This is a genomic window from Mycoplasma sp. ATU-Cv-508 (assembly GCF_004011945.1).
Taxonomy (GTDB): Bacteria; Bacillota_I; Bacilli_A; order Mycoplasmatales; family Metamycoplasmataceae; genus RYZV01.
On record NZ_RYZU01000001.1, the window covers coordinates 14,964 to 29,527 of the forward strand.

General features: G+C 44.3%; 15 protein-coding genes and 2 pseudogenes. 3 read left to right on the forward strand and 14 right to left on the reverse strand.

Annotation, left to right across the window (positions count from 1 at the left end; genetic code table 4):
- Positions 1-39: 39 nt before the first annotated feature.
- The 6 genes from CSH31_RS04805 to CSH31_RS04505 form a co-directional block, all read right to left on the reverse strand.
- Complete coding sequence (locus CSH31_RS04805; RefSeq protein ID WP_345775146.1) at positions 40-174, reverse strand: hypothetical protein; 135 nt, start codon at positions 172-174, stop codon at positions 40-42.
- The gene (locus CSH31_RS00130) at positions 131-610 is read right to left on the reverse strand and encodes an SMC-Scp complex subunit ScpB (RefSeq protein ID WP_345775147.1); all 480 of its coding nucleotides are present in this window, start codon (positions 608-610) and stop codon (positions 131-133) included. Before CSH31_RS00130 ends, CSH31_RS04805 begins: the two co-directional genes overlap by 44 nt.
- Positions 603-1,022 carry a segregation/condensation protein A gene (locus CSH31_RS00135; RefSeq protein ID WP_128008376.1) on the reverse strand — a complete coding sequence of 140 codons (420 nt, stop codon included), beginning with the start codon at positions 1,020-1,022 and terminating at the stop codon, positions 603-605. Before CSH31_RS00135 ends, CSH31_RS00130 begins: the two co-directional genes overlap by 8 nt.
- 52 nt (positions 1,023-1,074) lie before the next feature.
- Positions 1,075-1,341 (reverse strand): segregation/condensation protein A, encoded by a 267-nt coding sequence (locus CSH31_RS00140; RefSeq protein WP_128008377.1) that lies wholly within the window; start codon positions 1,339-1,341, stop codon positions 1,075-1,077.
- The gene (locus CSH31_RS00145) at positions 1,341-2,129 is read right to left on the reverse strand and encodes a lysophospholipid acyltransferase family protein (protein ID WP_128008378.1); all 789 of its coding nucleotides are present in this window, start codon (positions 2,127-2,129) and stop codon (positions 1,341-1,343) included. Before CSH31_RS00145 ends, CSH31_RS00140 begins: the two co-directional genes overlap by 1 nt.
- Before the next feature lie 171 nt (positions 2,130-2,300).
- Positions 2,301-2,444 (reverse strand): 4'-phosphopantetheinyl transferase superfamily protein, encoded by a 144-nt coding sequence (locus CSH31_RS04505; RefSeq protein ID WP_236630672.1) that lies wholly within the window; start codon positions 2,442-2,444, stop codon positions 2,301-2,303.
- A gap of 32 nt (positions 2,445-2,476) precedes the next feature.
- On the opposite strand from CSH31_RS04505, the gene CSH31_RS00155 reads away from it, so the two are divergent.
- The 3 genes and pseudogenes from CSH31_RS00155 (at position 2,477) to thrS (ending at position 5,486) form a co-directional block, all read left to right on the forward strand.
- Positions 2,477-3,217: a ribonuclease HIII gene (locus tag CSH31_RS00155; protein WP_128008379.1), complete on the forward strand. Its 741-nt coding sequence runs from the start codon at positions 2,477-2,479 to the stop codon at positions 3,215-3,217.
- The gene (locus CSH31_RS00160; protein ID WP_128008380.1) at positions 3,207-3,722 is read left to right on the forward strand and encodes a tRNA (cytidine(34)-2'-O)-methyltransferase; all 516 of its coding nucleotides are present in this window, start codon (positions 3,207-3,209) and stop codon (positions 3,720-3,722) included. The genes CSH31_RS00155 and CSH31_RS00160 overlap by 11 nt, the downstream gene beginning before the upstream one ends.
- Positions 3,723-3,757: 35 nt before the next feature.
- A pseudogene (gene thrS / locus CSH31_RS00165) lies at positions 3,758-5,486 on the forward strand (threonine--tRNA ligase).
- Here the strand turns inward: thrS and arcC are convergent.
- The 8 genes and pseudogenes from arcC to CSH31_RS00205 all read right to left on the reverse strand — a co-directional run bounded on the left by arcC (position 5,483) and on the right by CSH31_RS00205 (position 14,562).
- Positions 5,483-6,415: a carbamate kinase gene (gene arcC, locus CSH31_RS00170; RefSeq protein ID WP_127942518.1), complete on the reverse strand. Its 933-nt coding sequence runs from the start codon at positions 6,413-6,415 to the stop codon at positions 5,483-5,485. The pseudogene thrS and the gene arcC sit on opposite strands and share 4 nt — an antisense overlap.
- Entirely contained in the window at positions 6,415-7,935 is a 1,521-nt protein-coding gene (locus CSH31_RS00175) for a YfcC family protein (protein ID WP_128008381.1), read from the reverse strand. Before CSH31_RS00175 ends, arcC begins: the two co-directional genes overlap by 1 nt.
- A 2-nt stretch (positions 7,936-7,937) precedes the next feature.
- Positions 7,938-8,946, reverse strand: a pseudogene (gene argF, locus CSH31_RS00180) (ornithine carbamoyltransferase).
- Positions 8,939-10,216 (reverse strand): arginine deiminase, encoded by a 1,278-nt coding sequence (locus CSH31_RS00185; RefSeq protein ID WP_127942524.1) that lies wholly within the window; start codon positions 10,214-10,216, stop codon positions 8,939-8,941. The pseudogene argF and the gene CSH31_RS00185 overlap by 8 nt, the downstream one beginning before the upstream one ends.
- 62 nt (positions 10,217-10,278) lie before the next feature.
- A complete protein-coding gene (locus CSH31_RS00190; RefSeq protein WP_127942525.1) occupies positions 10,279-10,656 on the reverse strand; it encodes a hypothetical protein in 378 nt (125 codons plus the stop codon).
- Complete coding sequence (locus CSH31_RS00195) at positions 10,649-12,877, reverse strand: ATP-binding cassette domain-containing protein (protein ID WP_161565589.1); 2,229 nt, start codon at positions 12,875-12,877, stop codon at positions 10,649-10,651. The genes CSH31_RS00190 and CSH31_RS00195 overlap by 8 nt, the downstream gene beginning before the upstream one ends.
- Before the next feature lie 43 nt (positions 12,878-12,920).
- On the reverse strand, positions 12,921-13,409 hold the full coding sequence (locus CSH31_RS00200; RefSeq protein ID WP_128008383.1) for an ATP-binding cassette domain-containing protein: 489 nt from the start codon (positions 13,407-13,409) through the stop codon (positions 12,921-12,923).
- Complete coding sequence (locus tag CSH31_RS00205; protein ID WP_128008384.1) at positions 13,399-14,562, reverse strand: ABC transporter ATP-binding protein; 1,164 nt, start codon at positions 14,560-14,562, stop codon at positions 13,399-13,401. The genes CSH31_RS00200 and CSH31_RS00205 overlap by 11 nt, the downstream gene beginning before the upstream one ends.
- Positions 14,563-14,564: the final 2 nt, after the last annotated feature.

A 14,564-nucleotide genomic window follows, 5' to 3' on the forward strand; every position in this document is an offset into this window, starting at 1 on the left:
ACGCAATTATACCAAAGTTAAAATTGTCAACTGTTTCCTTTACTCGCGCTGAGATGCAAATAAATCAAATTCGTTATCAACGCCCTCTGAGTAATCAAATTCGGCTAAATCAGGTAATTCTTGCAAAGAGTTAATTTGGAAATAAGTGTAAAACTTCTCGGTGATTCCGTACAAAATCGGGTTGCCGGGTTTTTTGACTAATCCCTTGTTCTTCGATTAGTCCTTTGGTCAGCAAAGTGTTGACGACTGCTTCGGATGCTATGCCGCGAATTTCGTTAATTTGACTGCGCGTGACTGGTTGACGATAGGCGACAATTCCGATTGTTTCAAGCGCTGCCTGCGAGAGTTTTTGCTTTTTTTCGTGAGTAACTAATTTGCTAATTTGCTCAAAGTGTTCGGGTCGGGTGACAAAGCGGTAAACATCGTTAAAACTTTGCACCATTATCCCAAGATTGAGCGCGTTAAACCAGTCGCTGAAAGACTGACAAATTTTCCTCGCCTCGGCAATTGGTAAATCGTAAACTTGTTTAACTTGTTCGGGTTTTACGCCTTGCTCACCGGCTAAGTAAACTAAAGCGCTCAGTAGTTGGTTACGATTGTCGTTAGTCATTTTGACCTCCTTTAGTCAAGCTGATCGGCGCGTAAGGTTTTTCTTGGCTTAGACTAATTTCCTGCTTACGAGCAAGGTCCAAAATAGTCAGAAAAGTTTGGGCGAAGTGGAGCAAAGAAGGCAAGCGAAAAATTTGGGTAAAGGTGAGACTTTTTTGCGTGCTTAGCAAATCGTAAATGCGCCTTTGCGCTTCTTGTGCCGATCAGTTAAATTTGCTAATCGTGGTTTTACGCAAGTTGTGAGCGTAAAGACGCGCGTACATTTGACGAACAGTCCGAATTAGTCAAATCACGTTGCCCTGACCATCAAGTCGGGTCGGATCGCTCGGTTTAACAAACTCGCTCATGTCGCTGGTTTTTTTGCTCAGCGTTTTAAAACCTAGTGCTTCGCGCTGTTTGAGAAGAGTCGCCAAATTTTTAAAACTTTGGTAGATGGAAAGTCGCTGCAAGAGACTTTGGGTTTGCTTAGCAACTTTTTTGTTTTCTGTCGGTTCTTTGAGTAATAGTAGCTTTTAAGTTAATTAGCGACGCGGCCATAACCAAATATTCGCTGACTAAATCAACGTTTTCATTAACAAGACTTTCAATAATTTTGACGTACTCGTTAACTACGTCAACTAAGTTGACCTCAAAAATGTCAAGTTTTTTGTCTTTGATTAAAGCGAGTAATAAGTCAAAAGGACCTTGGAAGTTGTCGATTTGAATAATGCCTTGTTGGTACTGGTTTTCCATTAAGCCAACCGCCGTTCTTGGGAATTTTTCCGCGGCACGACCACGGGCGGTTTCCAGTTGCGCTTAACGATTTTTTCAACTCTTTCGGCCAAAGTTTTGGCGTCTTGGTTAATGAAACTGACCGGTTTAATCGGTTTATCAAAAACAACCTCGACTGTTAAATCGCCTTTGCGGGTCAAATCGCCAATCCCTCAGCTGTTATTAATCGTGACGGGCACAATCGGTAAGTAGTACTTTTTGGCCAAAGTAAAAGCGCCCGAACGGAAAGTTGAAATTAAACCGTCTTTGGTCCTGGTGCCCTCGGGAAAAATCACGGCTAGTTTTTTGTGTTTTTTAGCGTAGTCAATAAATTCGCCAAACACTTTAATCGCTTCGCGCGGTTTTTCGCGGTCAATGTAAAAAGTGTGCAAAATGTCAAGGTAACCACGGAACCGGTTTTTCTTGAGTTCTTTTTTAGCGATGTAGACCGACTGAATGTTAGCTTCCTGCTTATCGTTGCCCGGGTAAGCAAGTGCGATCAGCATAATTGATGAATCCAGGAAAGAACTGTGGTTAGGTGTCAAAAGCGCCACCGTTCGTGGTAAGTTTTCGCGACCTTTGACAATCACTTTAACGTTTAAAAGTTTGGCGTACTGGCGGGCTCTTTTTAAAACAAAGTCGTTTTTTCACTGCTCGCTGTAACGCGATTCATCTTTCCACTTTTTGATTTTACGAGCAATCACTTTGGCGCGGTGGTTCCGCCAAGCGAAAATTGGAAACATGAAAAAGATTTTTAACTTAATTGGCACGCTAAAACTCCTTAATAACGATCGCCACGCACTGATCGCCTTCCCGGGAAGTGCTGACCACAAAACCAGGAACTTTGAACACCCGTCCAACGCGAGCAATTTTCACGCGGTTAAAGTGGTAATACTGGTTGTCGGCTTTGTAAAGCGCCTCTTTGATCGCCCAGCGCTGAGCTAGAAAAAGACTTTTGGCGGACTTTGCTGATAATCAGCGATTTCTTGGGGATGGAGAATTCTCCGAATCAATGCCGAAGTTGGTTTTTCAAAGCGACTAATGGTAGTTAAATCAATGCCAACCATACTAGCAATTATAGCCACTATCGCCTAGTTCTTGCGAGTATAATGTGAGCATGAACCAAACAGGGCAGGCTGAAAATATTATCGGCAGCGATGAAACTGGCGCGGGTGATTACTACACGCCGCTCGTCGTGGCTGCCGTTTTTGTCCCGCGGGCTAACTGGGATTACTTCCGATCTTTGGGTGTAAGAGATTCCAAACAAATTAGCGACAGGCAAGTTCTTAAACTTTTTGAACTAATTAAAAAGCGCATCAAGTCCAGCGTGCGTTACCTTGACCAAAATGAGTACAACCGTCTTAACAAAACTTATAACGCTAACGAACTAAAAACGCTTTTGCACTTCCAAGCGCTATTGTCTTTAGCCGAAAGACTCGAGCAAGTTGACTTAGCGATTGTTGACGATTTTGCTAAGACAAACGGCGGTGTTAACAGCACCACTCGGATGAGACGTTATGTTAAAAAACTCGCTCAGGCAGGCACTTTTGGCGTTTTTTGACCAACTTGACCACTGCGTTTTGAAACGCAGGCTGAAGGCAAATACATTTGCGTAGCGGCAGCTTCGATCGTGGCGCGAGCCAAATTAATTGAGCGGATGCAAATTCAAAACAAAAGTTATAACACCCTGTTCCCGCTGGGCTCAAGCAATCCCAAAATCGTTAGCGTCGGTCGCGAGTTAGTTTTAAAGCACGGACCAGGCGTACTTTGGAAAGTCGCCAAGCACTCTTTTAAAACTACTCTCCAAATTTTAAAACTAGTCGCTGAGCATTCGGGTCGAGTCGGTTATGAAAATTAACGTCGTTCTTTACCAACCAGAAATTCCCAATAACACCGGTAACATCGTGCGGATTTGCAAAGCGACGGGTGCTAAACTTCATTTAATTGGCCCGCTGGGTTTTGACACTCATCCGCGCCTGCTCAAACGGGCTGCCGCTGGTCGCCGGATGAGCGACATTGAGCACGAAATTCACGTTGACTACGATGCTTTCCAACGTAAATACTCGGCCGAAAAGATCGTTTACTTAACGCGTTATGGCTTGACCAACTACGCTAATTACGATTTTTCCAAGCACAAAAAAGAAGTTTGATTAATGTTTGGCCGCGAGTCAGATGGCTTACCCAAAACGATTTTACAAACCGCTCCTGAGCGCTGTTTGAGAATCCCGATGCAACCCGCCAGTCGTTCGCTTAATTTAGCCAATTCGGTGATGCTTTTAACTTACGAAGTTCACCGTCAAACTGGTTTTGAAAACTTACTTGTTTACGAAGACCAAAAAGGTGCCGATTGACTGCTCAAGTAACTTTTGGACTGCGGTCTTTCCAGTATAATAACGCTATGTTTAAGGCCGACCCTGCTCTGAACCACAGTGCCGCTCACCTTTTGGCCGCCAGCGTTTGTCAGCTTTTTCCCGACGTCAAACTCGGTTTTGGACCGGCGATCAAAGAAGGTTTTTTACTACGACTTTCTTTTTGCCCAGCCGATCACTCCGCTTGATTTAGCGCGGATTGAAAAACGAATGCACAAACTAGCTAAGCAAAACTACCGCTACGAGTTAGTTGATCCGATTGATTTGTCGGGCCAACCTTTTAAAAACGAGCAGTTAAACGAACTGATTTTAGCTAACAAAACGATTACTTACTACGGCATGGTTGACCCAAAGTAAAACGAGCGTTTTCAGCGATCTTTGCAAAGGTAACCACGTGGCTCGCTCGGGCGAAATTACCCACTTTAAATTGCTTTCCTGGCAGGCGCTTACTGACGCGGCGATTCATCAAGACCCCAACTGACGCGCATTTACGGAACGGCTTGACCAACTGAGCAAAAACTAACCGAGTATTTAAAAGTTCTTAGCGACCGGCAAGAACGCGACCACCGAAAAATCGGACGGAGTTAGAAATCTTCGCTTTTGAAGCGCAAGTTGGTCAAGGTTTACCGATTTGACTACCCCACGGAATGGCGATTAAAACCGCGCTGCAAAACTACTTGCGCCAAGTGGAAAAAAGTTTTGGTTTCCAAGAAGTCTCAACACCTAGTCTTGGTCAAGAGTCGCTTTACCAAACTTCGGGTCACTTAGCCCACTACCAGCAAGACATGTTTCCGCTGCTGGAAGTTGACCACGAAAAATTTGTTTTGCGTCCGATGGCTTGCCCCCACCACGTTTTAATTTACCAGTTAAAACTTCGTTCGTACCGCGATTTACCGCTTCGCCTGAGCGAACACGCTCAACTTTACCGCTACGAAAAATCCGGAGCTCTGAGCGGATTAGAAAGAGTTAGGTCAATGGAGTTGACAGATGCTCACATTTTTGCCCGGTCTGACCAAATTGTTTCCGAGTTTGAAAACTGCTATCGAATGATTGAGAAAGTGCTTCAGCGTCTGGACATTAAAATTGCCTACGTATCTCTTTCGCTTCACGACCCGGGTGACCAAGTTAAGTACTACCCTGACCAGGCGATGTGAAAACTCGCTGAGTCAGAGCTTGTCAAGGTGTTGGACAAGCTCCAAGTGCCTTACCAAAAAAAGGTTGGCGAGGCGGCCTTTTACGGACCTAAAGTTGATATTCAAGTTGAAAACGCCCTAGGTCACGAGATTACTCTCTCAACTTTACAACTCGATTTTCTTTTACCCGAAAAATTTGGTCTTTATTTTGTTAACTCAGCGGGTCAAAAAGAAAAACCAGTCATGATTCACCGCGGCCTCGTCGGTACTTACGAGCGCTTAATCGCAATTTTGCTCGAGCAAACCAAAGGCAACTTACCTTTCTGGTTAGCGCCGCGGCAAGTGTGCGTAATTCCGGTTGACATTCATAAACACCTTGACTACGCCCAGAAAATTACTCAACGCTTAACCGAGCGTGGTTTTCGCGCTGAGCTGGATGAGCGCGATGAACGACTAAACAAAAAAATTCGCGATGCTCAAACTGGTAAAAGTAAGTTTCAAATTATCTTGGTGACCAAGAAGTAGCCGATCAGACACTCAGTTACCGCGCTTACGGTCAAAAATAACCCAAACAAGTTCGTTTGAAAAGTTAGTTGAATACTTAGAAAATGCCCGCCAAAACTAATTGGCAACGATTTTAGTGCCCGCTTTACCAGCGATAATTTGCGCTGCATCGGTTAGGTTACCAATGTAAGCTGGTTGGCCTGTTTTTGTCACGAACTGGAGCGCCGCTTCAATTTTAGGTAGCATCGATCCGACCGCAAACTGTTTTTGACCAACGTAAGTTTTGAGCTCTTTGACGCTGACAGTTGTTAAATCTTTCTCGTTGTCTTTTTGGTAGTTAATTTTAACTGCCGAAACAGCCGTCAAAATAACTAACTTGTCGGCTTTAATGATCTGGGCCAGCAGGGCGGCTGTTAGGTCTTTATCAATCACCGCTGCTTTGCCAACTAACTGGCCCTTTTCCAACGCCACGGGAATGCCTCCGCCACCGCCTGCGATCACCACGGCTTTGTGAGCCACCAAAGTCTCTATCAACTCTTTTTCGACAATCGCCCGTGGAATGGGCGAGGCCACGACTCTTCTTCAACCGCGACCTGCGTCTTCCTTAACGTCTCAACCGTTAGCTTTAGCTAGTTTTTCTGCTTCGGATTGACTTAAAAAGGTGCCGATCGGTTTGCTCGGATTTTGGAAGGCAGGGTCTTGGGAATCAACAAAAGTTTGCGTGATGAGCGTGACGACGGGTCGACTAATTTTAGCGCGCGCGAACTGGTTGTGCAGCGCGTTTTGGATGTGATAACCAATGTATCCTTGACTCATCGCTCCGCACTCGGCAAAAGGCATCGCCTCGGGAATTTCTTGCTTTAAATAAGCGCTTTGAAACGCGTTATTAATCATGCCGACTTGAGGTCCGTTGCCGTGGCAAAGCAGAACCACGTGGCCCTGAGTTGTCAAATCGCTAATCACCTTGGCGGTTAAGGCGACTTTTTGGCGCTGCTCGCTTGGCGTGTTTCCAAGCGCATTGCCGCCCAAAGCCACCACGACTTTAGCCATTAGAAAATCACCCCTTGATTGGCCATGGCTCCAAAGGTGATAATTAAAACTAGCGCTAAAACAGCGTAGGTTAAAACTACCGGTCAAATGTTCCGAATTCACACCGGATAAGGTACGCCGCTGTAAGCGGTGTATCCCATTAATGCGGCGCTAGTTGGCGCGCACAAATTAATCACTCCAGAAGCAAAAATGAAGGCCAAAATTGTTAATGCCAAAGCCGCGTTTTGCAGTCCTTGTTCAGTCCCAAGCGCAATTGCTGTCGCAAAAATACCCATGAAAGCCGATGAAAAACCGCTCGTGGAAGGAACTAGGAAGGAAAGAATTAACGAAATTAGGAAGACGCTCACACCCCAAAGAATTAAGTTTGCTCCGGCGAGACCAGAAATTGACCGGGCAATGATCGGTCCAAAGTTAGTCTTTTCCAAAATGATTCCCAGTCCAGCAGCCACGCCAATTAGCAGACAGACGTTGACAACGTCTTTCACGCCGCTGACGTAGGTGGTTAAAAAAGTTTCTTCCTTGGTTTGGTCATTTTCAACAAAGTCGTTCCAACTGATGGCAAATATAACTACGCTAATGATTAGAAAAATGCCGGCAACTGAAACAAAGTACCAACCACCAAGCGGCTCCCAAGCCGAATTAGAATCGACCGAAGCTAGCCACCACATCCAAGTGTTTCACCAACCTTGGTCGGATTTTAAACTTGGAAAAAACGACTGCCAAGGTAAAAAACCTAAAATCATGATGACAAAACCAGTCATAAAAAGACCAAGCGCAATTTTGCGACGGACCGTGAAAACGATTTTTTCTGAACTGGCGAATTTGTGGGCAATCGCTTCGGTGTTTAGACCAACTAAGTGACCATTTTTTCGTTTGAGCAATCTGCCAAGGTAAATCACTAAAGCGATCGCGGCAACTTCGTAAATCACCCACGCTAACCAGCGGGTCCCTTGACCCACGCCTTGGGCAAAGTCCGAAAAAGGCGTCTCGCCTTCCACGTTTACTTTGACAATCGCGTCGATCGCGGTTGAAACTGCAAACGGGTTAATCGTGGAAGCTAAACATCCGGTTCCTGCTCCGACTAAAACGACTAAAACAGCCATAAAAGGACCGTAACCTAACTTGACAAAAATCGGAATTAAAACTGGGAAAAAGGCGATTGTTTCCTCCCACATTCCGTAAGTCGTTCCGCCTAGACCAAAAATTAACATTAGAACTACGATTAAAATTTTGTCTTTGCCGCGCAGCGCATTCACAAGCGCTTGAATGCCGCCATCAATCGCTTTGAGACGCGTCATCACTCCTAGCGTGCCTCCAATGGCAAAAATGAAAAGAATGATTTCTGCTTTACTGGCAAAACCGTGCCAGGCAGCGGTAAAAATATCTAATATCCCGACTCCCTGAATTTCTGAACTAAGTGGAGATCCGATCCATGAAGCGAGCACGAAAACGATCATCATCGCGAAGATGATTGTAAAGGCGCTCGGAATGTAACGTTTACGAGTTTTTTTGGTTGGCATCGCTAGGCTCCGATCGTGGCTAACATAATCGCCTTAATTGAGTGAAGACGGTTTTCGGCTTGCTCAAACACGTGCGAGTAAGACGAGTTAAAAACTTCATCGCTGACTTCGAATGCGCCGTTTTTAACCCGCGGTACTTACTGCCGTACTTTTTACCCATTTGCTGACTAACTTCGGTTTGGTCGTTGTGAAAAGCCGGCAAACAGTGGAGAAAGATCACGTCCTTTTTAGCTCGTTTAAGCATCGCCATGTCAACTTGGTAATCGTGCAGAAGTTTGAGACGACTGTCCCAGTCTGACTCACCCATTGACACTCATACATCGGTGTAAATTACGTCGGCATCGGCTGGGCCGGTTTTAAGGTTGTCTGTTAAAGTGACTGAGCCAGCAGTTTTTTGCGCGATTGCTTGACATTTTTTAACTAGCCCCGGTTCAGGAAAAAGTTTTTTAGGTGCTAGAGCGGTAAAATGCATGCCGAGTTTGACGGCGCTAACCATTAAGGAGTTAGCGACGTTATTGCGCGCATCGCCAACAAAAACGATTTTCAAACCGCGTAGATCTTGACCCTTTAGTTCTTGGATAGTCATAAAATCGGCGACCATTTGGGTGGGTGTCACTCGTCGGTCAAACCGTTTCAAACCGGCACGCCTGAATAAGCTGCCAAAGTTTCTACGTCGGCTTGAGCATAACCTCGAAACTGAATGCCGTCAAACATTCTGCCAAGCACGCGCGCCGTGTCAGCTGTGGACTCTTTTTTACCAAACTGGGAACCCGATGGCCCAAGGTAAGTCACGCCCATACCTAAATCGTGGGCGGCAACTTCAAAGGCGCAGCGAGTTCGCGTGGAGTCTTTTTGAAAAAGCAAGACGATGTTTTTACCTCTTAACACCGGGTTAAAAACCCCGCTCTTTTTTTGTTTTTTAACGGTGTGAGAAAGTTCCAATAAGTACTTGAATTCTTGGTCGCTTAAATCAATAATTTTTAGGAAACTTTTACCTCTCAAATTAGCCATTTTTACCTTCCTTTTTCGCCGCTTTTTGCTTAGGTCGCTCGATTAAGTCACGCCAAAGTGGCATAGACATGCAGCGCGGTCCGCCGCGACCACGGGAAAGCTCGCTTGATCCAACTCGGATCACTTTCACGCCAACTTTTTCCATCTCGGCGTTAGTGACTCAGTTGCGCGCGTAAGTCATCACTACGCCTGGCCGGATCGTCAAACAATTAGCTCCGTCGTTCCATTGCTCGCGTTTAGCGCGGATCGGATCACCGCCGCCGACGATAACAAATTTGATTGGGCGTTTGAGATATTTCTCCAACAAACTTTTAATTTTCATGTTGGCGATTTTGATTTTGATTAGACCGGCCTTGGCGGGCGTTAGTTCGTAAATTTGGTATTCCAACTGGGCCATGTCGGCATCAATGGAAAACTTGTCGTGATCCATTTGCGTTAAAACAGTGTCAAGGTGCATTGAAGCGCGCTCTTTAGGAATGGTAATGCCAATAATTTGCTGGGTTTTTTCAAATCGACCAAAAACTTTGCGGGCAAAACTTTCCAGTCCAGCGCCGTTTGTGCGTTGACTAACCCCAACTAAAAGAGTTTCGGGACTAATCACTAAAATATCGCCTCCCTCAATGTGACCCTCGTCAGTTTTAGAGTCAAAAAGCAGCGGAATGTCGCGTCAATCCGGGTGGTATTCCCTGAGGTAGTAGTAAAAAATTGCTTCGCGCCGCCGGGTTTTGGCTCACATCTTGTTAATGTTGACCGCCTGGTAAACGCAAGCTAAAGTATCGCGTTGAAAAAGCAAGTTGGGAATCGGGTCAACGTAAAACGGATAAGGATCATTTTTTAAAAACTGTGCTGCTAAACTCGCGGCAAAATCGGCCTGAATTTCAGTTTTTTTCACGCCGGCTATCATCGCTTTGACCAGCTCCAAGTTTGATTTGTTTTTTAGTCAAAACTGACTAATTGCTTCAATGAGACTGGGGTCACTAATTTCGGCTTGCTGCAAAAACTGACTCACTAACACTTCGCGTAAACTTGCGTCTTTGTCAAGCACTTCGGCCACGAGTTTTTCAATATAAAAAACTTCCACGCCTTCTTGACGCAGCTTCTTAGTAAAATCGTCATGCTCGGCTTGAGCGATGTTAAGGTCCATCACATCATCAAACAAAAGCGGACCGAAAACTTCGGGGTAAAGCCTTTCAACTTCTTTGCCCGGCCGGTGAACTAAAACTTTGCGAAGTCGACCGATTTCGCTAAAAACTTGGATTTGGTTAGCCATGATTTGCTCACTTTCTAATCTGTTTGAGTTAACTTAATTCTACCTAAATTAACGGACTAGCTTTAAAGACCGATTACGATAGCAATGACTAAGATTAGAAGGTAAACGCCTAGGTTAAGCAAAATTGGTCAGTAGTTAATTTGAGCGAGTTTTTCCCGGTACTGGGTCAAATTTTTGGCCACGTACTTAGACCGATTTTGGCGGTCGGTTAACTTTCGCTGGTAATAATTTCAAAGTCAAAGACTTGATCTTTCTAAAAAACCCCACCTTCAAACTAACACTAAAAGGCAAAGCGCGCTCAAAACCGCACTGGCGATAACTAGGGCATCTAATAGGCGGTGGGGACTTTTTCTAACTAGAAAAGCGATTAAAAAAATCATCAACCAAAAAAGTCAACCGATAAGCGAGTAAGTCAGTCCGCTTAGTTTTAACTTAGCCATTTTTCCGCGCTCGTTTAGCGCTGACGCTTTCCTCGCTTTTAAAAGCCGGCACTTGGTAAAGTTTTTGTTCTAAATTACCGACTTTGATCCGACGAGTTCAGAAGTTGTAAAAAGCTTGAGTCCGGGACTTAGATTGAGTCGATTTTTTTGACGTTTTTTTCGTTTCAACTTCAACGGCAAACCGGCGGGCTTTTTCGATTTGGGCGATTTGTTTTTTAAATTCAATCGGTAACACAATCGTGGTGGATTGAGAATGTTCAGGCGCTTTTTGCTGAGTGCTGATTACTTTAGTCGGCGATCTTTTAGCCCCGCGGTTCCACTTTTTAATTTGCTTTTCGCTCGCTAAGACGAGGTGGTTTTGGTCAACTTGCCAATAGTGAGGGGAATTGACTAAAGAGTATTCGTCTAAGTATTGCAAACCAAAGTTACCTTCTTTGAAAGGCGTGTTCGCGTTTTCAATCGTCGGAATGGCTTGGAAAAGATTTTTAGTGTAGGGGTGAATTGGATGGGCAAAAACTGTTGAAGAAGCTCCGCTTTCAACAACTTTACCCAGGTGAATAATTAAAAGATCATCGGCGATGTGTTCCACCATTGATAAGTCATGGGCAATGAAAATAATCGCAATGTTATTTTTGGTCGCTAAATCACGCAGTAAATTGACGATTTGAGCTTGGATTGAAATGTCAAGCGAAGCGATTGGCTCGTCGGCGATGATCACTTTTGGTCGTGTGATGAGCGCTCTAGCAATCGCGATTCTTTGAAGTTGACCGCCTGAAAATTCAAACGGGTAGCGGTAAGCGTGTTCGCGCGAAAGTCCAACTTCGCGGAGCGCTTGGTAAACCTTAGTTTTGTAAAGTAAATCTGGTAAATCAAAACTTAGTTGGGACTGACCAGTTTTTTCAAAAAGTTCAAACACAATTTTGATGTCACGTTGCTGACGAGTAAAATCCAGTTTAAGCAGTTTAGTCAAACTGTGCTTTTCTTTGATTTGAGTTTTAAAACTTTTAACTTTTTGTTTGAGCGAAAGCAGTTCCACTTTAATCGCTTTTCTGTCAAAGCGGTGTTTCAGTTGGTAATCAATTTTTTTGACTACGTTTTTGCTTAGACCTTGGTTTTTAAAATCTCAACCAGGGTTGCGCTTAAGTTCGCTAACGGTTTTTTTGTATTGACTAATGTCTTGCCGACCCATTTTTAAAATTTGTTTTCACTTGGCGATAAAAATTTGGTGGGCTTTACGACTTTGGCTGAGAAAAACTTTTTTGCGCGCGGCTAAGGAGTTTTGGACTTGTCTTTTAAGGTCGCGCAGTTCTAGCTGCAGTTTTTTCAGTTGACCTTCCACCCAATTTTGGTATGTTCACCAAGCTTGTTTGTAACGGAACTTTTCCTGTTCGTACTCTTCGCGTGTGATAGCGGGCGGGAAGGGAGTGCCTTTGAGATCGCTTTTTAACTGACTAATTTTATCTTTGGTAGTTTTTACTTCTTGCTGAGCAGATTTTCGGCGACTGGCGGCTAAATCGTAAAATTCTTTGAAAACTTTCAAAGACGCGCTAACTAGGTCATCAACGATAAATTGCAAAACTTTGGCGCTAATTGGATCGCTAGTGTAAATCAGTGCGCTGTAGTTTTGGAAAACTTGCCCGGTTTGTTTTTGTAAGTTGTTTTTTAATTCGTAAAGACGCTCTTGGGTTAAATAAACTAAGTTGGACGCAAAACGGGTTCGGAAGAAACGCAAGAAGACTACGTTAGTTCAGTAGTTAACAAGGTAAAGGTTTGCCTCTTGAACCGTTTGAGCTAGTCGTTTTTTCTGTTTGAAGTTAGCTTTAGCCAACCGGATTTCTTCGGTCAAAGAAGCGATGATTTGCTGATTGATAGTTAAGCGCTTGCGGGAGTCGCTATGTTTTTGACTAAGCCTAAGTTTTAACTCGGCAATTTCGTGGTCAATTTTGATCGCTTCGCTTGAGCGCGAAACTTGAATGCGGGCTCTTTCGTACTGTTGACGCGCCAAATTCAAGTTGGTTTCTTCGGGGTTAAGTTTGTTTTGCCGAAACTTTTTTTGGTGTTCGTAATAAAAATCAATTAGGTGATCTTTCAAGTTTTCGAGTTGATTCGTGATGTTTTGGTAAAGACTGTGTTTTTGACCGTAGTAGTGGACTAGTAACTCGCCTAGCGCTTCTTCGGCGGTAGCAAATTTGTCAATTTGTAAACGCTCAAGGTGACTCACGATTTGATCCATTTGTTTTTCAAACAGAAAAGTCGTGTTTTGGTTAAACTCAAGCGCACATTGGTATTTTTTTGAGCAAAAAAGTCCACTTGAAATAGCAACTAACTTTGTTATAGTCGATCAAAATATCGTTAATCGAATCGTTAATTGTGTTGTTAACTACCAGCGGTTCTTTCAAAATCGAGAAAATGTTGCGTGTCGGGTTGAGCGAAGAGTGGGGATTTTGAAAAATCATTTGCATGTTGCGACGCAAAAAACGTTTGGTCGCTCGGGAAACTTTACGACCCGAAACAATTTGTCCATCAAGTTGAATTGACCCAGAAAAACTCGGCAAAATTCTAATTAAAGCCCGACCAATTGTGGTTTTTCCCGAACCAGATTCGCCAATAATGCCCAGCACTTTACCGCTGTAAAGTTCAAAAGAAACGCTGTCCAAAGCTCGGTGAAACCGGCTACGGGTTTTAAAAGTTTTCGTCAGACCGTTAACTTTTAAAATTGGTGCGGTTATTTTCGCGCTCTTTTTACGAGCCATGCGAACCTCCTGATTTTTTTTGCCGACTAAAAACCCGTTTAAACTGGAGCATAATCTTTTTCACCCGGGGTGGCAAAGTGACTTTAGGAGCCTTAGGGTGGAGTAGTCAAGATGCCGCGGCGTGGGTTTTGCTAATCGGAATGAGCGGTGGCTCAACCCGAAAATCCACTTCAAGCGCGTAAGGATTGCGCGCGGCAAAGGGGTCTCCGGCGGGCAAGTGTTCAAGCGAAGGTGGCCGACCAGGAATCGAATCTAATTTATCTTCTGACTGGTCGGGCAAGGCCGATAGAAGCGCTCACGTGTAAGGGTGACGAGGATCGGTCAAAATCTCTTCTTTGGTGCCTCTTTCCACGATTTTACCGCAGTAGACAACGTAAATGTAACTAACAAATTTAGCCACAACAGCGATGTTATGGGAAATGAAAATGATGGAAATGTTGTACTCGCGGCGAATCATTTCTAGAAGTTCTAACACCGAAGCTTGAACAGTGGTGTCAAGAGCTGTGGTTGGTTCGTCGGCGATAATTAGACTTGGACGACAAGCAACCACCATCGCGATGACCACCCGCTGTTTCATGCCGCCCGAAAGAACGTGGGGATACTGAAAAATTCTCTCCCGGGCGTTACGCATTCCAAACTTGGTGAGCAGTTCAACCATGTAATTAATTCGTTCTGTTTTGGTTTTAAGGTCTTTCCGGAACAAAAGTAAAACGTCTTGGATTTGTTTTCAAATTTTGCGCGTCGGGTTGAGCGAAGACATCGGGTCTTGCGGAATGTAGCCGATTTTTGAACCTCGGACACTAGTGAAATCTTTTAGTTTGTCAAGGTCTACAAAAAAGCCGTCTTCAAGGTGTAAACGAGCCGAATCAGCGACGGTAATTGTGCCGGGGTTAATGTTAAGCAGCGCCTTAGTCATGACTGATTTACCCGAACCAGATTCACCGACAATACCAACGATTTCACCGCGCTGGATTTTTAAGTCCACTCCGCGCACCACGTTAATCACTTTGCGCTTAGATTTAAAAAACACTCGTAAATTACGTACCTCTAGCAGCGTGTTTTGATCGACAGGTAAGAAAATACTTGTTTCCGACAAAGTGGAGACGTTTTGATTAACTGGACGGTTTGGGTTTTTCAAGTTAATTTTTTCCATGC